Annotated in this window: 16 protein-coding genes; 10 read left to right on the top strand and 6 right to left on the bottom strand. The window is 68.1% G+C overall.

Annotated elements, in window-relative coordinates; genetic code table 11:
* The first annotated feature begins 59 nt into the window (after positions 1–59).
* Complete coding sequence (locus EJC77_RS12375) at positions 60–674, top strand: NAD(P)-dependent oxidoreductase (RefSeq protein ID WP_125613050.1); 615 nt, start codon at positions 60–62, stop codon at positions 672–674.
* Here EJC77_RS12375 and EJC77_RS12380 read toward each other — a convergent pair.
* The 3 genes from EJC77_RS12380 to EJC77_RS21360 all read right to left on the bottom strand — a co-directional run bounded on the left by EJC77_RS12380 (position 656) and on the right by EJC77_RS21360 (position 3830).
* On the bottom strand, positions 656–2128 hold the full coding sequence (locus tag EJC77_RS12380; RefSeq protein WP_125613052.1) for a phytoene desaturase family protein: 1473 nt from the start codon (positions 2126–2128) through the stop codon (positions 656–658). The genes EJC77_RS12375 and EJC77_RS12380 overlap by 19 nt on opposite strands.
* Entirely contained in the window at positions 2121–3569 is a 1449-nt protein-coding gene (locus EJC77_RS12385; protein WP_125613054.1) for a glycosyltransferase family 87 protein, read from the bottom strand. Before EJC77_RS12385 ends, EJC77_RS12380 begins: the two co-directional genes overlap by 8 nt.
* A 129-nt stretch (positions 3570–3698) precedes the next feature.
* Positions 3699–3830 (bottom strand): hypothetical protein, encoded by a 132-nt coding sequence (locus EJC77_RS21360; protein ID WP_276309075.1) that lies wholly within the window; start codon positions 3828–3830, stop codon positions 3699–3701.
* 818 nt (positions 3831–4648) lie between these two features.
* On the opposite strand from EJC77_RS21360, the gene EJC77_RS12390 reads away from it, so the two are divergent.
* From EJC77_RS12390 to EJC77_RS12405, 4 genes are all read left to right on the top strand, one after another.
* The gene (locus EJC77_RS12390; protein WP_125613056.1) at positions 4649–5632 is read left to right on the top strand and encodes an ABC transporter permease; all 984 of its coding nucleotides are present in this window, start codon (positions 4649–4651) and stop codon (positions 5630–5632) included.
* A gap of 3 nt (positions 5633–5635) precedes the next feature.
* The gene (locus tag EJC77_RS12395) at positions 5636–6562 is read left to right on the top strand and encodes an ABC transporter permease (RefSeq protein ID WP_125613058.1); all 927 of its coding nucleotides are present in this window, start codon (positions 5636–5638) and stop codon (positions 6560–6562) included.
* Entirely contained in the window at positions 6555–8642 is a 2088-nt protein-coding gene (locus tag EJC77_RS12400; RefSeq protein WP_240630196.1) for an ABC transporter ATP-binding protein, read from the top strand. The genes EJC77_RS12395 and EJC77_RS12400 overlap by 8 nt, the downstream gene beginning before the upstream one ends.
* Positions 8643–8737: 95 nt before the next feature.
* Entirely contained in the window at positions 8738–10468 is a 1731-nt protein-coding gene (locus EJC77_RS12405) for an ABC transporter family substrate-binding protein (RefSeq protein ID WP_205787223.1), read from the top strand.
* 210 nt (positions 10469–10678) lie between these two features.
* On the opposite strand, the gene EJC77_RS12410 is transcribed toward EJC77_RS12405, so the two are convergent.
* The 3 genes from EJC77_RS12410 to EJC77_RS12420 are packed head-to-tail and all read right to left on the bottom strand — an operon-like array spanning position 10679 to position 13308.
* Positions 10679–11221: a PH domain-containing protein gene (locus EJC77_RS12410; RefSeq protein ID WP_205787225.1), complete on the bottom strand. Its 543-nt coding sequence runs from the start codon at positions 11219–11221 to the stop codon at positions 10679–10681.
* A 33-nt stretch (positions 11222–11254) separates the two neighbouring features.
* Positions 11255–11842 (bottom strand): histidine phosphatase family protein, encoded by a 588-nt coding sequence (locus EJC77_RS12415; RefSeq protein ID WP_125613064.1) that lies wholly within the window; start codon positions 11840–11842, stop codon positions 11255–11257.
* The gene (locus tag EJC77_RS12420) at positions 11839–13308 is read right to left on the bottom strand and encodes a CCA tRNA nucleotidyltransferase (protein ID WP_125613066.1); all 1470 of its coding nucleotides are present in this window, start codon (positions 13306–13308) and stop codon (positions 11839–11841) included. Before EJC77_RS12420 ends, EJC77_RS12415 begins: the two co-directional genes overlap by 4 nt.
* A gap of 137 nt (positions 13309–13445) precedes the next feature.
* Between EJC77_RS12420 and EJC77_RS12425 the strand changes: the two genes are divergently transcribed.
* From EJC77_RS12425 to trxA, 5 genes are all read left to right on the top strand, one after another.
* A complete protein-coding gene (locus tag EJC77_RS12425) occupies positions 13446–13940 on the top strand; it encodes an NUDIX hydrolase (RefSeq protein ID WP_125613068.1) in 495 nt (164 codons plus the stop codon).
* A gap of 59 nt (positions 13941–13999) precedes the next feature.
* The gene (gene murJ / locus EJC77_RS12430) at positions 14000–15769 is read left to right on the top strand and encodes a murein biosynthesis integral membrane protein MurJ (protein WP_240630198.1); all 1770 of its coding nucleotides are present in this window, start codon (positions 14000–14002) and stop codon (positions 15767–15769) included.
* A gap of 83 nt (positions 15770–15852) precedes the next feature.
* A complete protein-coding gene (locus tag EJC77_RS12435) occupies positions 15853–17295 on the top strand; it encodes an ABC transporter substrate-binding protein (protein WP_125613071.1) in 1443 nt (480 codons plus the stop codon).
* A gap of 82 nt (positions 17296–17377) precedes the next feature.
* Complete coding sequence (gene trxB, locus EJC77_RS12440; RefSeq protein ID WP_125613073.1) at positions 17378–18355, top strand: thioredoxin-disulfide reductase; 978 nt, start codon at positions 17378–17380, stop codon at positions 18353–18355.
* Between the two features lie 16 nt (positions 18356–18371).
* A complete protein-coding gene (gene trxA, locus EJC77_RS12445) occupies positions 18372–18698 on the top strand; it encodes a thioredoxin (protein WP_125613075.1) in 327 nt (108 codons plus the stop codon).
* The last annotated feature ends 462 nt before the right edge of the window (positions 18699–19160 follow it).

The raw sequence follows: 19160 nt of genomic DNA on the forward strand, positions 1-19160 counted from the left end.
TATCAGTATCCAATACATACTATTGGGTCATCAGCGCACCACCTACCCCAGGAGTTCCCATGAAGATTGCAGTCATCGGCGCCACCGGCATGATCGGATCCCGCATCGTCGCCGAGGCCGCCGCCCGCGGCCACGAAGTGACCGCGGCGTCCCGCTCCGGCAAGCCCGTCGAGGGCGTGCCGGCCGCCACGGCGCTCTCCGCCGACCTGGCCGACGGCGCGGCCGTTGCGAAAATGGCGGCAGCGAGCGACGTCGTCGTGCTCGCCGCGGGGCCGAGCCGCACCGGCGGCGACCACGGCCAGTGGCTCGCCGCGCTCGAGACGGCGCTGGCGAATGTGGGCGATGCCCGCGTGGTCGTGGTCGGCGGCGCCGGAGCGCTGCTGGTCAACGGCTCCCGGCTCGTCGACCTGCCCGGTTTCCCCGATGTGTACAAGCCCGAAGCCGTGACCATGGCGGCCGCGTACGACCTGGTGGCTGCGCTGCCGGAGTCGGTCAACTGGACCATGCAGGCGCCGGCGCCGGAAATCGGCCCGGGTGAGCGCACGGGCACCTACGTCACGGCCCTGGACGCGCCCGCTGGGGACCACATCTCGGCCGAGGACTTCGCGGTCGCGGTGCTCGACGAAATCGAGAAGCCCAGGTACGTGCGCGCCCGCTACGGCGTGGCTAACTGATCCCCATCCCGGCCCAGCTTGGGCGCGGGCAGCCCGAACGTGTGCCGCAGCGCCGACCTGGCCGCCAGCCACCCGCACATGCCGTGCACGGCGGGCCCGGGCGGCGTCGCGGCCGAGCCCAGGTACAGTCCGGGCGCGGGCGTGCGCCACGGGTCCGCCGCCACGACCGGGCGCCTGAGCAGCTGCGCGATGGTCACCGCCCCGGTGGAAATGTCCCCGCCGATGTAGTTCGCGTTGTAGCCGGGCAGCTGCGCGGCGGTGACCGTGCGGGAGGCGAGCACCAGGTCGCGGAAGCCGGGTGCGAACCGCTCGATCTGGGCCGTGATAGCCCCGGCCCGGTCCCCCGAGGACCCGGCCGGCACGTGCGTATACGCCCACAGGGTGTGCTGGCCGGCCGGTGCCCGGGTCGGGTCGAGCACGCCGGGTTGGGACACCAGCACGTAGGGGTCCGCCGGGATCCCGCCGGCGAGGACCCGGTTTTCCGCGCGGGCGATGGCCGCCCTCGTGCCGCCCAGGTGCAGCGTCGGGGCACCGGCCAGGTCCGCGTTGGTCCATGGCACCGGTCCCGACAGCGCGTAGTCCACCTTGCACACGCCCGCGCCATATTTGAAGGATTCCATCGAGCGTATATACCGCTGCGGCAATTCGTCGGCGGCCATGGAGACGAGTGCGCGCGGCGTCACGTCGAGGACGACGGCGGCCGCCCCGGTTTCGGCGCGCAGCTCGCGGACGCTGGTGACGGTGCGGCCCAGCGTGATCCGCCCGCCGTGGGCCGTGAAGTCGGCGGCCAGCGCATCCGCAATGGCCTGCGATCCGCCAATGGGCACCGGCCAGCCGGCCGCGTGCGCCAGTGTTCCCAGCAGCAGCCCGGCACCCGCGGTGCCCAGCCCGGGCAAGCGGCCGATCGCATGGGCGGCCACGCCGGCCAGCATGGCCGGCGCCGTGTCCTGGCGGAACCGCAGGTTCCACCCGGCCGTGCCCTGTTCCAGCGTCCGCAGGCCCAGCAGGACCGCGGCCAGCGGATCCCGCGGCAGGCGGACCAGTCCGTGCTGGGTGAAGTCGATGACGCCGTCCAGCCGCCGCAGCAGGGGGCGCAGCAGGGCCCCGTACGCGCGACCGTCGGGCCCGAGCTCATCGACGGTCCGGTCCAGGTCCCGCCACGCGATGCCGGCCCGGCCGCCGTCGAGCGGGTGGCCGTAGGAGATCGCCGGCACGGCCAGCTCGATCCGGCGATCCAGCTCGAACGCCCGGAAAAAGGGTGAGGCCAACGCCATCGGGTGCACGGCCGAGCAGATGTCGTGCCGGAAGCCCGGCAGCGTGGCCTCCCCGGTGCGGGTCCCGCCCCCGACGGTGTCCTTGGCCTCGAAAAGCCGCACGTCCAGCCCGGCCCGGGCCAGCGTGACGGCGGCGGCCAGGCCGTTGGGGCCGGCCCCGACGACGACGGCGTCAGCCACCGTCCCCCACCGCCGGGGCTGCGGCGTGGCGGCGCCATGCCACGGCGTCGGGCGCGTGCTCCAACACGCCGCCCAGCGGGTCGTCCACGCCGAGCCGGCGCACGACGTCCTGGCCCGGGTCCAGGATTCCACGGATCACGAGGGCCATGAGCGTGATCGTGGCGGCCCCGTCGACCACGGCGGCGAGCACGAAGTATGGCATGTCGATCGCGTGCTGGTCGCTGAGGTTGCCCAGCACCTTGGCCTGGAACAACATCAGCGCCACGAAGTGCGCCACCACTGCGGCCTGCCACAGCAGCGCCGCCCGCCAGCGCGGGTAGGCGAGCGCCAGCAGCGGCAGCAGCCAGATCGCCTGCCACGGGGCCGCCTGCTTTCCGACGACCGTCAGCCCGGCGACGGCCAGGAACGCCAGCTGTGCCACGCGCGGGCGGCGCGGCGCCGCCCGCGCCACGAACGCGACGCCAAGCAGGACCACGGCCACCAGCACCAGCTCCAGCACGTTGGTGGTCACCGGGTCGAGCCGCTGGAATCCGAGCCGCCCCGCCAGCAGGTTGTAGCCGCCGTACAGCGACGAGTCGCTGGGCGGGCGCGTGAGGAATCCGGTGACATAGGCCCCCCACGCGGCCGGGTTCACGAGCAGCACCGGGGCAACGACCAGGCAGGCCGTGACGAGCCCGGTGACGACGGTCTCCAGCACCGCCATGACCTGCCCGGCCCGGATCGACAGCAGGAACAACACGAACAGGACCAGCAGCGCATAGGGGGCCGCCGTGATGGCGAGTCCGATGGCCGCCCCGGCCCACCAGGTACGACGGCGGGCGAACAGGTAGGTGCCGACGCCCACCAACGCGGCCGCCCAGAAGTCCCAACTGACATACGCGGTCAGGATGAGCACGGGGCTGGCGGCGACGATGGCGGCGTCCCATGGCCGCCGGCGGGCACTGCGCGCCGTCACCACGACCGTGACGAGCCAGGCGATGCCGATCAGGACCGCATTCACGTCGAAAAAGGCGAGCTGGCGGGCCGCGCCGGTGCCGGCCCAGCCGGTCAACCAGGCCGTGACCCCGGCAATCATGCCGGCCAGGGGCGGTTGGTCGAAGGTGACGCCCGGGGTGAAGAACGGGAACGCGTGCGCCAGGTTCGCCTCGACGAACGTGTTCGGCAGCTGCGACCAGCACACCGTGGAGTACTGGTCGGGCGTCGTCCACCCGGACTTGCGGCAGTGGTACTTGAAAATGACGGCGACGAGCGCGGAGACCAGCGTCATGAGGACCAGGACCCGTTCGACCGTGAAGAATCCGGGTGCCACCAGGCCGGGGGCGCTGCGCCGGCCGAGGGGTCCGCCGGCCACCTCGGTCAGGGCGCCGAGCAGGGGGTCGTTGCGTGTGGGCACGGCGATGCGGTGGCGCCGGGCGTGCCCTGGATGCTCTGGCTCCTGCATGGATTTGAGCTTACCGGCTGCCGCGGGGGCTTAAACGAAACAGCCCGCACCGGGCGGTGCGGGCTGTTTGCACAGCATGTGGGGAACGTGTCATGGCCATTTCCTCCATCCTTTCGACGGCAGGATGGCCTACCGCATGTTCAACAGGTTCGTGGCGGCCATCGTGCGGATGTGCTGCTCGCGCAGCTCATCGAACTTCTGCTGGTTCACGGGAGCAAAGAAGACACGCTTGAGCGATGAAAGGGACAGTTTGTCCTTCATGGGTCACCTCCTTTCAAACATAATTGGGCAGACAAAGGCTTATGGCACAGATCATTCTTGGGCACGATCAATTCGGGAACAGCAATGTTGGGCGCAGTAAACAAAGCCCTTGTGCGGGAGCGAAAAGGACTTCATTCGGGCACAAAAGGGCGCGGAATGTTTTGTGCCACTGGACACCAGGATGAACTGGTGGTTGATCACACTTGGACGCCGGCGGCGTCACGTGCGGGATGCTGTCCCGTGCCGGCCCTTGCCTGGGCGACTACCGGGCGGCGGCTGCCTCGTGGAGGCTATGCGGCCATGGTGGCGTGCCAGGCAAAGGCCAGGTGGGATCCGACAACTCCGGACTTGATTTGAATATTCATCATGGCCTCCCCTCATCTTGCACGCGGTAACATACACACGGCGTATCTTGCACACCGTCATCCACGCGGTTCGCGGTGGACTGCTAACAACCTACAACACAAATTCCGCGAAGGCCAGTCGGCGGCGCAATATTGTTGAAATATTCCTGGAATGGCACGGCAGCCGCCCGGCCGGAGTGATGTCCGCGGCTCGCATGGCACGGAACCGGCGCGGCGTTTGGCAAGATTGTTACACGCCCGCAGCCGCGCCGGGGGCGAACTTGTGGTTGGCGTCATAGTAGATTTGCACGACAAGGTACCGGTCGGTAACAAATCCGGCCACACCGAGCGATTGACCAGTCTGTCCGGGCGGCATCCATCCCTTGCCGGGCCCGGGTGGGGGAGCAAAGAGGACATGCCAATGCACAGAGCGTTGCAGCCAACGCCGCACACCCGACGATGGAGGCGGGTCGCATGATCGGCTTCATCATCAAGCGGTTCATCAACTATGCGATCCTGTCCGCCATCGCCACGCTGAGCGCCTACGTGCTGGCCAGCATGATCCTGAATCCGGCCGCCCGGTACTACGGCCGGAACCCGCGGCCGTCGGACCAGACGGTCAACGCGATCCTGGACGGCCTGGGCGTCAATCCGAACACGCCCGTCATCGAGCGGCTGTGGTCCTGGTTGGTCAACCTGGTCACGCGCGGCTCCCTGGGCGACACGATCCACAACACCTCGGTCCTCAGCGAGATGGCCGCCCGGGCCGGGACGAGCCTTCGCCTGCTGATCCTCGGGACGGTCATCGCCGCCGTCGTCGGCGTGATTCTGGGCGTCTGGGGCGCGGTGCGGCAGTACAGGGCCAGCGACCAGATCATCTCCTACGCGTCGTTCACCATCCTGGCCATGCCGTCGTTCGTCATCGGCATCCTGCTCATGATCCTCGCGACGGGGCTGAACAACGTGCTCGGCATCCAGTTGATCAGCTTCACCGGGGAGTACACGCCGGGGCTCGACGGCGGCTGGTGGGCCCAGGTCGCCGACCGCGCCGGGCACCTGGTGCTGCCGACCATTGCCCTGGCGCTGGTGGGCGCCGCAGGCTATTCGCGCTACCAGCGCAGCGCCATGCTCGACGTCCTGTCCGCCGACTACATCCGCACGGCCCGGTCCAAGGGTCGCACCCGCGGCTCGGCGCTGGTCCGCCACGGCGTCCGCGTGGCCCTGATCCCCATGTCAACCTACTTCGCGTACTCGTTCGCCACGATCCTGGCCGGCGCCGCCGTCATCGAACTCGTGTTCAGTTGGCACGGCATGGGCGAGTTCCTGTTCCAGGCCATCCAGCAAAGCGACATCAACGCCTTCACCGGCGCCATCCTGTTCAATGCCGTCCTGGTCCTCATCGCCGGCACGCTGTCGGACATCGTCTATGCCGCCCTCGACCCGAGAGTGCGGGTGTAAGCCATGGAAGTACTCAACGAGCTGCCCATCTCCGAACCCATCGAGGAGCCCGTGGCGGCGCGGCCGGGCAAGAAGCCCGTCTCCCGCTCCCGCATGGTGCTCAACCGATTGCGGCGCATGCCCCGGTTCTGGGTCGGCCTCGTCGGCTTGGGGCTGGTCATCCTGTGGGCCATCTTCGGCCTCATCCCCAACGCCTGGAATTTCACCGACCTCGACGTGTACAACATGGGCTCCAGCCCGTCGGCCACGCACTGGTTCGGGACCAGCGACATCGGCGAGGACATCTACGCCCAGACCATCGTCGGACTGCGCAAGTCGCTGATCATCGGCCTGCTGGCCGGACCGCTGGCGTCCCTCATCGCCGGCATCATCGGCGCGTTCGCCGGCTACCTGGGCGGCGCGTGGGACAAGACGATCATCTGGTTCATCGACCTGCTGCTGGTGTTGCCGAGCCTGTTCCTGTTCGTGCTGCTGAGCCCCATCTTCAAGTCCCTGTCGTGGGTGGCGCTGATCTTCCTGCTGGCCGCGTTCGGCTGGATGATCATGGCCCGCGTCATCCGGGCCCAGACCATGTCGCTGCGCGAACGCGACTTCATCAAGGCGGCCCGCTTCATGGGCGTGGGCACCTGGACCATCATCAGCCGGCACATCCTGCCCAACGTGTCCTCGCTTCTCATCATCGACGCCACGCTCGGCGTCGGCGCCGCGATCCTGGCCGAGACGACGCTGAGCTTCTTCGGCTTCGGCATCCAGGCCCCCGACGTCTCGCTCGGCACGCTGCTGTCCGCCGGCCAGGGAGCCGCCGTGACACGGCCGTGGCTGTTCGTTTTCCCCGCCGCCATCCTGGTCTGGACCGTCTTGTCCGCCAGCTTGGTCGGCGACGCACTGCGCGACGCCGTCGATCCGACCTCGGGAGTCAACCGTGACTGACAACAACAACCATCTACTGGAGGTCCGCGACCTTACGGTCACATTCCCGCAGCCCTCCGGCGCCGTCACGGCCGTGCGCGGCGTCAACTACCACGTCGACAAGGGCGAATTCCTCGGCATCGTCGGCGAATCCGGGTCCGGCAAGTCCGTGTCCTCGCTGGCCGTCATGGGCCTGCTGCCGTCCTCGGCGCAGATCACCGGCGACATCCTGTTCGAGGGCACGTCCCTGCTGGGGCGCAGTGACGCCGAGCTGTCGCGGCTCCGTGGCGAGGGCATCTCGATCATCTTCCAGGACCCGTTGTCCGCGTTGACCCCCGTCTACACGGTGGGCGCGCAGATCTCCGAGGCGCTGCTGCTGCACGATCCGAAACTGTCCAGGCAGGCCGCCGCCGCCCGGGCCGTGGAACTGCTGAGAATCGTCGGTATCCCCCACCCCGAGCGCCGCGCCCAGGCGTTCCCGCACGAGTTCTCCGGCGGCATGCGCCAGCGCGCCATGATCGCCATCGCCATCGCCAACAACCCGCGGCTGATCATCGCCGACGAGCCGACGACGGCGCTGGACGTGACCATCCAGGCGCAGATCCTGGAGGTCCTGCAAAGGGCCAAGGACATCACGGGCGCCGCCGTCGTCCTCATCACCCACGATCTGGGCGTCGTGGCCGGCAACGCGGACCGCATCGCCGTCATGTACGCCGGGCGCATCGTGGAGACCGGTACCGTGGACCAGGTGTTCCACGAGCCGACCATGCCGTACACGATCGGGCTGCTGCGCTCCATGCCGAACCTGGCCACGGCCGGGCACACCCGGCTGGTGCCGCTGGAGGGGCGCCCGCCGTCGCTCGGCAACCTGGCGCCGGGGTGCCCGTTCGCGCCGCGCTGCCCCATCGCCGTCGATGCGTGCCGCGGCACGGAACCGCCACTGGCGGCCCTCAACGACCCCCAAGGCAAGGATGCCCGGCACAGCGCCGCCTGCCTGCGCATGGACGAGATCGCCGGCGGCCAGCTCCAGCGTGCGGAACTGTTCCCGCGCCCGGAGCGCGTCGCCGAGGCCGAGCGGGCCGACCTGACGCCGGAGACCGTCCTGAGCGTGGACGGGCTGGTCCGGCACTTCCCACTCATGAAGGGCGCCGTGTTCAAGCGCCAGGTCGGCACGGTCAAGGCGGTCGACGGCGTCAGCCTCGCTATCCGCTCGGGGCAGACCCTCGGCCTGGTGGGCGAGTCCGGCTGCGGCAAGACGACCACCATCATGGAGATCCTGGAACTGGCGAAACCGCAGGCCGGCCGGATCACGGTGGACGGCCGGGACGTGGCCGGCATGAGCGCCAAGGAGCGGCGTGCCCTGCGCCGCGACATCCAGGTGGTATTCCAGGACCCCATGGCGTCCCTCGACCCGCGGCTTCCCATCCAGGACATCATCGCCGAACCGTTGACGGTCCACGGCGTGCCGGCCGGGGCGCGCCGGGCCAAGGTCGCCGAGGTGCTGGACCTGGTCGGCTTGGATCCGGCCATGGGCGCCCGGTACCCGCACGAGTTCTCCGGCGGCCAGCGCCAGCGCGTGGGAATTGCCCGCGCCCTCGTGACGGACCCGAAGATCATCGTGCTGGACGAGCCGGTCTCCGCGCTGGACGTGTCCATCCAGGCGGGTGTGATCAACCTGCTCGAGGACCTGCAGGAACGGCTCGGGTTGTCCTACCTGTTCGTGGCGCACGACCTGGCCGTGGTGCGCCAGATCGCCGACACGGTGGCCGTCATGTACCTGGGCCGCGTGGTGGAGTCCGGGCCGGCCGAGGCCGTCTTCGACGATCCCCGGCACCCGTACACACGTGCCCTGCTGTCCGCCGTCCCGGTCCCCGACCCGTCCCTGGAGCGGGGCCGGCGGCGGATCATCCTGGACGGCGACCTGCCCAGCCCCACGGAGACCACCCCGGGCTGCAACTTCCGCGCACGCTGCCCGCTGTACAAGCTGCTCGACGCCGACCAGCAGGCGCTGTGCCGCGACCAGGACCCGGCCCTGCGGCCGGTCGCGGGCACGTCGGCGGCCTGCCATCACGCCGCATCAATCGAACTCGTCCTGAACTGACACCAGAGCAGCCCTCCGGCAAAGGTATCCGCCGGCCGGGGTTCGCCCAACAAGTTCACCCAACAAGTTCACCCAAACAAGGAGGCATCAAGATCATGACCCGCATCAAGAATGTGATGACGGCCGGGGCGGCGTCGTTGACCCTGGCCCTCATAGTCTCCGGCTGCAGCGCCGGAGGAGGGGGCGGCGCCAAGCCGAGCGTCGACAACAGCAAGGGCGCCGCCGCGACCGGCGCGCTGCCCAACACGGCATGGACCAGCGCCGACTATGCGGCGGTCAAGGACGGCGGCACGCTGACCCTGGCCGTCGACCAACTGCCGGACAACTGGAACACGTTGCAGGCCGACGGCGCCAACGTCTCGGGCGCCGAGATCGTGGACCCGACCACCGGCGGGCCGGTGCGCACCACGGTCGACGGCGGCTGGGAGGTCAACCCGGACTACGCCACCGAGGTGAAGCTGGTCAGTGAGAATCCCCAGGTCGTCGAGGTCAAGCTGAACCCGAAGGCCGTGTGGGAGGACGGCACGCCGATTACGTACAAGGACTTCGAAGCGACGGTCAAGGCGGCCAGCGGGGCCAACAAGGCCTACCAGCTCGCCTCGAGCAACGTCTACCAGGACATCGCGTCGGTCACCAAGGAGGACACCGACCAGAACTTCAAGATCACGTTCAAGAACAAGAACGCCGACTGGCCGGCGATCCTGGGCGGCAGCACGGCCGGGCAGGCGACCGCCAGCATCCTGCCGGCCGCCGTCGCGGCCGACCCGAAGGCGTTCAATGAGGGCTACAAGGCCAAGCCGCTGCCCTCGGACGGCCCGTACAAGGTCTCCACCGTGGACACGAACGGCAAGGTCGTCACACTGGTCCCGAACCCGAAGTGGTGGGGTGAGAAGCCGAAGCTGGCGAAGATCATCATGAAGGTGGTGAGCCGCGACGCCTTGGCCCAGGCCTACGCCAACAAGGAGATCGACGCGGTCAGCGTCGGCACCAACAAGGATAACTACGACACGGCCAAGAAGCGCGCCGACGGCGCCATCCAGCAGTCCGGCGGCCTCACCTGGAACCACGTCACAATGAACGGCTCGAAGGGGCCGCTGGCCGACGCGAAGGTCCGCCAGGCCGTGGCCCGTGCGCTTGACCGGAACACCATTTCCGCCAGCCGGCTCAGCCCCATCGGAGCCCCGGTGACCAGCCAGGGCTCCTACATCTACATGCCCGGCCAGAAGGGCTACCAGGACAACGCCACGCCCGTCATCGGCTATGACCCGGCGGCGGCCGGCAAGCTGCTCGACGAGGCCGGCTATGCGAAGGGCTCCGACGGCATCCGCACGAAGGACGGCAAGCCGCTGACCCTCGCCTACACGTTGGACGCCAACAACCCCGTGTCCGAGCAGATCTTCAAGCAGATCCAGGCGAACCTCAAGGCCGTCGGCATCACGCTGAAGAACAACACCGTCCCGTCGGACAAGTTCTTCTCCGACTACGTGCTGAAATCGAACTTCGAGATGACCGGCTTCGCCTGGTCCGGCACCCCGTTCCCGATCTCCTCGACCGAGTCCATCTTCTACCCGGCTGACGGCGGCCAGAACTTCACCGGCATCACTGACCAGAAACTGGGCGACCTGTGGGCCAAGGCGAACGCCGAGCTCGATCCGGCCAAGCGCATCGAGCTGGCCAATGAGATCGACAAGACGATCTTCGCCTACACGCCGGTCATTCCGTTGACCCCGACCCCGAACACCTACGGCGTCTCGAAGGGTCTGGTCAACTACGGCGCGGCCCAGTTCCAGTCGATCGACTGGACGAAGGTCGGCTGGAAGGCCTGACCCCGGTGGTCGAGCCCGTCGAGACCGGGTCTCGACAAGCTCGACCACCGGTGATTGAGCCTGTCGAAATCACCAGGTCTCGACAAACTCGACCACCGGTGATTGAGCCTGTCGAAATCACCAGGTCTCGCTCCCCGGGCGCTCCCCGGCCTCGCAAGCTCGACCGGGGCCCCTCGCGCCCGTGGGCCCAAGCTCGACCACCGCAGGCGCCTACAGGAACGTGGTCGCCGCCAGGATCACCAAGACCAGGCCGACGACGGCGACCGGCACGTTCCAGCGCGAGCGCACCGTGCGCCCTGGTTCCGCCGCGCGGGATCCGGCCTCCCGGGCGGCGTCCCATGCGTCCCAGGCCCGGTTGATGACGCCCTGGGTGTCGTCGCCGCGGACCGTCTCGCCGGTCGCGCCCCGCGCTCCCACCCTCGGCCCGAGCTTCCCGGCCCCGGGAGCGCCCCAGGCGGGAATCCGGCCGGCCGTCGTGTCCAGGCTGACGGTTTGCCCGACCCGGACGGCGACCAGCGCGTCAAAGGGGATGGCGTGGTCGCGCAGCAGGTTGCGGACCCGGACGCCGTCGTCGTCCACCACGATGCAGGGGCGCCACAACAGCACATACAGGACCCAGGCGGCGAACAGGAGCCACGGCAGGAACGTCCGGATGGACGTCCACGTCCCGGTCCAGAGCAGGTTGACGGCGAAGAACGCGCAGATCACCCACGCGGCCCAGGGCAGCAGCCGTGCCGACGTCGTGCGCAGCACCTGACGGTCGGGCCCCTGCCGGCGCGGGCGCAATTACAGCCCCCAGGCCTCGATGGCCGGCGTCTTCTTGTCCCAGCCGAGCGTGCACACCTTCGCCGTGCCGAGCACGAAGTGGCGCCCCTCGCCGGCGGGCAGTTCCAGCCAGCGGGCCGTGAGGATGCGCAGGAAGTGCCCGTGCGCCACGACCAGCACGTTGCGGGTCCCATGGTCCGCCCGCGGCGCGCGCACCCGGGCGATGACGCTGTCGGCGCGGGACGCGACCTGCTCGATCGTCTCCCCATTGGGCACGCCGTCGTCCCAGATCAGGTAGGCCGGGTTGCCGGCCCGCACGTCGGCACTGTTGACACCCTCGTAGTCGCCGTAGTCCCATTCGTGCGCGTTCGGCTCCACGACCGCGTCCGGGAACCCGGCCAGGGCCGCCGTGCGGCGGGCGCGTTGCAGCGGGGACGTGAGCACCAGGTCGAAGTCGACGCCGTCCAGCGCGGGGCGCGCCGAGCGGGCCTGCTCCTCACCCTCGGCCGTCAGCGGCAGGTCGGTCAGGCCCGTGTACTGGCCGCTGCGCGACCATTCGGTCTCACCGTGACGCAATAGCCACAGCCTCGGTCCCTCGTCCGCGCTCATGCCTGTTCCTCCACACGATTGGTTGATGCCGCACCTGATTCCGGCTGCCCGGTCCACCATGCCAGCAGGCTGTCCCGGGCCTCCGCGGGGGCCATCGGCCCGTTCTCCATGCGCAGCTCGAGCAGGTGCTTGTAGGCCCGTCCCACGACGGGCCCGGGCTTGATGCCCAGCAGTTCCATGATTGCCGCCCCGTCCAGGTCGGGCCGGATCGCGTCCAGCTCCTCCTGGGCGGCAAGCGCCTCGATGCGTTCCTCCAGGTCGTCGTAGGCGAACGAGAGCCGGTCCGCCTTGCGCTGGTTGCGCGTCGTCACGTCGGAGCGGGTCAGCCGGTGCAGGCGCTCGAGCACCGGGCCGGCGTCCGTGACGTAACGCCGCACGGCCGAGTCGGTCCAGCCGGAGTCGCCGTAACCGAAAAAGCGCATGTGCAGCTCGACGAGCCGGGACACCGCCTTGATGGTGTCGTTGTCAAAACGGAGCGTACGCATCCGCTTGGCCGTGAGCTTGGCCCCCACCGCCTCGTGGTGCCGGAAGCTGACAGCGCCGCCCAATTCGAAGCGCCGGGTGGCCGGCTTTCCGACGTCGTGCATGAGCGCCGCGAACCGCAGCACGAAATCGGGCCCGGGGACGGGACCGTCCGGCCCGGTCTCCAGGGCGGCCGCCTGCTCCAACACCGTCAGCGAGTGCTGGTAGACGTCCTTGTGCCGGTGGTGCTCATCGGTTTCCAGTTTCAGCGCCGGCACCTCGGGCAGCACGATCGCGGCCAGCCCGGTGCATACCAGCAGGTCGATGCCGGCCCTCGGGTGTGCGCCGCAGATGAGCTTGACCAGTTCATCGCGCACGCGTTCGGCGGAGATGATCGTGATCCTCTCCGCCATCGCCGTCATGGCCGCCGCGACGTCCGGGTGCACGGCCAAGCCCAGCTGCGAGGCGAACCGGGCGGCGCGCATCATGCGCAGCGGGTCATCGGAGAACGACATTTCGGGTGACGCGGGCGTGCGCAGGATGCCGGCGGCCAGGTCGGCGGCGCCGCCGTACGGGTCGACGAGGTCAAGGGAGGGCAGCCGCAGCGCCATCGCGTTGACGCGGAAGTCGCGGCGTTCCAGATCCGCCTCGAGGTTGTCGCCGAACGCCACGACGGGCTTGCGCGAATCGGGGTCGTACGCCTCGGCCCGGTACGTGGTGATCTCGATCATCAACGCCGGCTGGTTGCGCCTCTTCTTGCGGAAGCCGATGGTGCCGAACGCGCGGCCCACGTCCCAGTTGGCGTCCGCCCAGTCCCGCGCAACGGCCAGGATCTGGTCCGGCGTGGCATTGGTGGTGAAGTCCATGTCCGGCGAGGTGCGGGCCAGGAACAAGTCGCGCACCGGACCGCCGACCAGCGAGAGTTCGTAGCCGGCATCGACGAAGAGCTGCCCCAATTCGAGTACGGCGGGGTCCAATTGCAAGGTGTCCGGCACGAGTTCCATAGTCTTACAAGTTTGCCAGATTTTCCGGCCCCGCCCCGGCCGCCGGCGGGCCGCGCGGCTTTCCTCTTCGCCGCACAAAGGTAGCTAGAGTGGACTCCATGGCCCACCCCGTGCCGCGCGCACCGAAAAGGACACCGTTGCCCTCGGCAATCGGTGCCCATGTGGCGCCCGCACCGCAGGGGTCCGCGCTGCCCACGGTGGAGGAGGTGTCCGCCGGCGGCGTGGTGGTTGACAGGCACGACGACGGCCTGAGGGTTGCGATCATCGCCCGCCTCAATCGCGGGGGCCGGCTTGAATGGTGCCTGCCCAAGGGTCACCCGGAGGGGCGGGAAACGCACGCGGAGGCGGCCGTGCGCGAGATCGAGGAGGAGACCGGCATCGCCGGGGACGTCCTGGCGCCGCTGGGCAGCATCGACTACTGGTTCACCGTCAGCGGGCACCGCGTCCACAAGACGGTCCATCATTTCCTGCTGCGCGCCACCGGCGGATACCTGACCATCGACAACGACCCCGATCACGAGGCCGTCGACGTTGCCTGGGTGGGGCTGCCTGAGCTGGCCCGCCGGCTGTCCTTTCCGAACGAGCGACGCATCGCCGACCTGGCCCGCGACCTGCTGCCCGAGGGCTTCTGATCCCCCTGCCCTCCCACGCCCTGCGGGCATTGCCAGCAAGCGATGAGAGGATGGGGACGATGTCAAAGCTACAAGGCACCCCACTGGGCATGCGCCACATCTCCCGCATCCCGGTTGCCGACACCTCATCCCTGCCCGTGGTCGGCCCACCCCAGGGTGCGGGCGTCGAACAGCCGACGCAACGCTCGGCCGTGCGGTCCAGCGCGTCGATGGCGGTCGGGACGCTCGCCTCGCGCATCCTCGGCTTCGTGAAGGGCATCATCCTCGGTGTGGCCGTGGCCGGCACCACGGTGGGTGACATCTTCGACGGCGCCAACTACCTGCCGAACCTGATCTTCCTGCTGGTCGCCGGCGGCGTGTTCAACGCCGTGTTGATCCCGCAGATCATCAAGGCCAGCAAGGCGCCGGATCGCGGCGCCGACTTCATCTCCCGGCTCCTGACCATGGCCGTGGGCGCCCTTCTCACGCTGACCATCCTGGCCATGGTCTTCGCCCACCCGCTCATGCGCCTGACCTCGGCATTCACCGGCGACCAACTGACCCTGGCCGTTTCGTTCGGCGTGTTCCTCTTGCCACAGATCCTCTTCTACGGTCTGTACTCCCTGCTGGGGCAGGTGTTGAACGCGCACAACTCGTTCGCCGCCTATGCCTGGGCGCCCGTGGTGAACAACGTGGTCGCCATCGCCGGGCTACTGCTGTTCATCGGGGTGGCCGGCAGCGCCCGCGTCGCCCCGCACACCGTGGACAACTGGACGCACGGCCAAACCTGGATGCTGGCCGGAACGGCCACCTTGGGCATCGTCGTCCAGTCGGTGGTGCTGCTCATCCCGGTGCACCGGCTCGGGCTGCGACTGCGGCCCACGTTCGGGTTGCGCGGGACCGGTCTCGGCGCGACCGCGCGCATCGCCGGCTGGACCATGGGCACCATGGTGATCGGCAACCTGAGCTTCCTGCTGATCATGCGCATCGCCACGATCCCTACCCGCTACAAATCCGACGGCGCGGTCGATCCGGCCCACTCGATCGCCGGCATCTTCGCGTTGAACCGTGCCACCGAGATGTACATCATGCCGCACTCCGTCATAGCGCTGTCGATCGCCACCGTCATGTTCACCAACATGGCCCGCGCCGCCGCCCACAACGACGCCGGCGGCCTGCGACGCTCACTTTCCGCCGCCCTGCGCACCACCGGCGTGGCCACCGTGTTCGCCGGGGTCGCACTGGTCGTGCTGGCCGGCCCGTTCGGCATGTTGTTCAGCGGCAACAACCAGTACGCAGGCCGCCAGGTGGCCATCACCTTGGCGATCCTGGCCATCGGCGCCCCGTTCTACAGCATCAACTTCATCCTCAACCGTGTGTTCTACGCCCAGGAAAACGCCAAGACCCCCTTCGTCATCCAGACGATCCTGGTGGTGCTGGGCGTCACCACCGCGCTGCTCGCCTCGCTGTTCCCGCCGTCGATGATCATCTACGCCCTGGCCAGCAGCTACACGATCAGCAACATCGCGGCCGCCGTGGTCAGCCACCTGTTCCTGCGTCGGAAGATCGGCGACTATGGGCGCGGGACGATCCTGCGCTCGCACATGCGCTTCCTCACGGCCGCCCTGGCCGCCGGAATCGTCGGCGACCTGGTGCTGGCCGTGTTCGGCGGCTTCTCGACGACCGGCTTCGTGTGGCAGTCCATCACGCACGCGGCGGTGGCGCTCGTCGTCGTCGGCCTCGTCATGGCCGTCGTCTACTTCGTCGCGCTGCGCGCGCTGCGCGTCCGGGAGGTCGACGACGTCCTGGCACCGCTGCTGTCCCGGCTCCCCGGCAGGCGTGTCCGCTAAGATCAGTACACAGTGGGGGGCCTGGCGCCTCCGTCGCCTTGAACACCGTTCCAGGTCTCTATAGAATTCGCAAGGAGGAATCCGTGACGCAACCCATTGCAGTGGGGTCCGTGCTGGGCGGTCGCTACAAGGTCGTTGCCCATGTCCTGGATTCCGTCGAGGACGACGTCATCCTCGACGGCATGGACGAGGTCCTCAACCGGCCCGTCAGCATTCTCGTCGCGGCGGCCGCGAATTCGGACAACCTGACCCAAAGCGCCCGTGAGGTGGCCACCGGCGAACGCGACGCCAACGTCTCCATCCTGGACCTGGGCCGCACCGAGGATTCCACCTACCTGATCGCCAACCGCACGGCCCCGGCCGAACTGCTCGACCTGGTGATCGCCACGGAGCCGTACGAACCGCCCCCGTACGAGGAACCGTTCTTCACGGACACGCTGGGAACGGAGATCTTCGGCTCGGCCCGGGACGCGTCGCCGGCAAAGTCGGCGTACGTCTACGACGACGAGTCGCCGGTCGTGCCGCCCGCCCCCGTCATCCCGCCGGCCGCGCCCGCGGCCCCGCCGCGCGCCCGGGTCGAGTCCGGGCCGGGGGCCAACCCAACCCGGCCCGCCGCCGTCGTGCCTCAGCCAGCGGTTCCCCAAGCGGCGGTTCCTCAACCCGCGGCTCCCCAGCAACCTGTTCCCCAACAACCGGCACCGGAACCGGAGCAGCCACGCGTCACCGTGTGGAAGGACGACTATGAGGAACCGGTGGTCGAGCCTGCCGAGACCCCCGCGCGCAAGGCCGCGAGCTTCCCTGCCTCCGCCCGCGGCGCGGACGAGCCGGACGACTACGAGTATGAGGAGTCCGACGACGACGAGAACGCCCCGCGCACCGGCGGCCGCTGGCTGGCAGGCGGCATCGTCGCCGTCCTGGTGGTGGGTGCCCTGATCTTCGCGTTGGCCAATATCACCACCCTTTTCGGCGGCGGCAACAAGGCCGGCGGCAACGGGACGCACACCCAGGCGCAGACGCAGGCGCAGCAAACCACCGGCGCGGGAACCACCGCGGCACAAAAACCCGTGGCGCCGGTCGTCGCCCCGGTGATCGTGAACATCACCCGCTTCACGCCCGATGACCCGAATGTGAGCTCGCAGTTCGACAGCCGGCTCAAGGACGCGTTCGACGGCAACATCGGCACGTACTGGCCCACGCTCGAGTTCTCGGACGACAAGTTCGCCAACATGACCACGAGCATCAACCTGATCGTGGAACTCAAGGCCGACTCAGACATCAGCTCCGTGACCATCAACCAGCTCGGCGGCACCGGCGGGCAATTCAACGTGCTGACCAACGACACCGGGAGCCTGGCCGGGGCGAAGAAGATCGGCAGCGGCTCGTTCAGCTCCCCCGACTTCACGCTCAAGGTGGCCTCCGGCATCAAGGCCAAGTACGTCATCATCAACTTCACGCAGCTGCCTCGGCTCCAGCCGTTCGTTACCTACCCTTACGGCCTGAAGATCGCGGAGATCTCGATCAAGTAGCCTGCATGGAATATCCCACCCGCCGATCCTGTTGTGCAGGACGAGACCCACGGCGCACCGTCCATCACGGCGCGCCGAGCGCATGAAGAAAGAGGAACACCCACCCGTGAGCACCGAAGTCACCACCGCCAGCGACGTGCGCGACGTCATCATCGTCGGTTCCGGCCCCGCGGGATACACCGCCGCCATCTACACGGCCCGCGCCAACCTCAAGCCGCTCATGATCGCCGGCTCGGTCACGGCCGGCGGCGAGCTGATGAACACCACCGACGTGGAGAACTTCCCCGGCTTCCCCGACGGCATCATGGGCCCGGACCTCATGGAGAACTTCGGCAAGCAGGCCGAACGCTTCGGTACCGAGGTGATGTACGACGACGTCGATTCCGTTGCGCTGGACGGTGATGTCAAGACGGTGGTGCTGGCGGATGGGCAGGAATTCAAGGCCCGCACGGTCATCATCTCCACCGGTTCCGCGTACCGCGAGCTGGGCCTGGCGGACGAGAAGCGGCTGTCCGGCCACGGCGTGAGCTGGTGTGCCACGTGCGACGGGTTCTTCTTCAAGGACCAGGACATTGCCGTGATCGGTGGCGGCGACTCCGCCATGGAGGAGGCGACGTTCTTGACGAAGTTCGCCAGGACCGTGACGGTGGTGCACCGCCGCGAGACGCTGCGCGCCTCCAAGATCATGGCCGACCGGGCGCTGGCCAACCCGAAGATCAACTTCGTGTGGAATAGCGAAGTGATCGGCATCGACGGCGACGCGAAGGTCAGCAACCTGCGGTTGAACAACCTGGTCACGGGCGAGAAGAGCGATCTTCCCGTCACCGGCGTTTTTGTTGCCATAGGCAACGATCCGCGGATCGAGCTTGTGCGGGATCAGCTCGACCTGACGAACGAGGGCACGATCGCCGTCGAGGGCCGCTCGTCCAAGACCAGCATCCCCGGCGTTTTCGCCGCCGGCGACGTCGTTGACCCGACGTACCGCCAGGCCATCACCGCTTCCGGTTCCGGATGCGTGGCGGCGCTGGACGTCGAGCACTACCTCGCCGCACACGAATAAGGAGAAACAGGTAACCATGAGCAACGCAAAGAGCGCCACCGACGCCACCTTCAGCACCGACGTGCTGGGATCGGACAAGCCGGTCATCGTCGACTTCTGGGCCGAATGGTGCGGGCCCTGCCGCAAGCTCGGACCGATCCTGGATGAAATTTCCGTGGAGTATGCGGACAAGGTTGAGGTCGTCAAGGTCGACGTCGACGCCAACCCGGCCATCTCGGCCCAGTTCGGCATCACGTCCATCCCGGCCGTGTTCCTGTTCCAGGGCGGCGAGGTGAAGAGCACAGTGATCGGCGCCAAGCCGAAGCAGTTCTTTGAGAAGGAATTCGCCGACTACCTGCAGTAAGCATCCGCAGGCAAGAGAAATAGAAAAGGTAAGGACCGGCTGAGCCCGGTCCTTACCTTTTGTATTGTATGGGCAATTGTCTGAACAACAAAATGTTTCAGTACACGCTTTGACATGTTTTCATTTCTCCCAGATCGATCCTAAGCGCTGAAAACCGGCTGGTGGTCGAGCCTGTCGAGACCCGGCGGTCGAGTCTGTCGAGGAGGGCCGGNCGATTCTCCCGGCGTCATGGGGTTCGCCGCGTCGACGTTCCCGGCCCTGTCGCGCATGCTCCTGACCCGTTTCACGTGAAACGGAAAGACTGGCACTCCAAACATATCCACAGACTAGTACACAGCCTGTGGACAACGTTTCATCCAGTCCTCCATAAGAACCCACGTATTCCGGAGTGTTTTGGTCGACACGCTCGCATCGGCACGAAGAGTCTTGGGCAATATGTTCCAAAATCATTGACACAATGTG

Origin of the sequence: Specibacter cremeus (assembly GCF_003946885.1) — a bacterium.
Taxonomy (GTDB): domain Bacteria; phylum Actinomycetota; class Actinomycetes; order Actinomycetales; family Micrococcaceae; genus Specibacter; species Specibacter cremeus.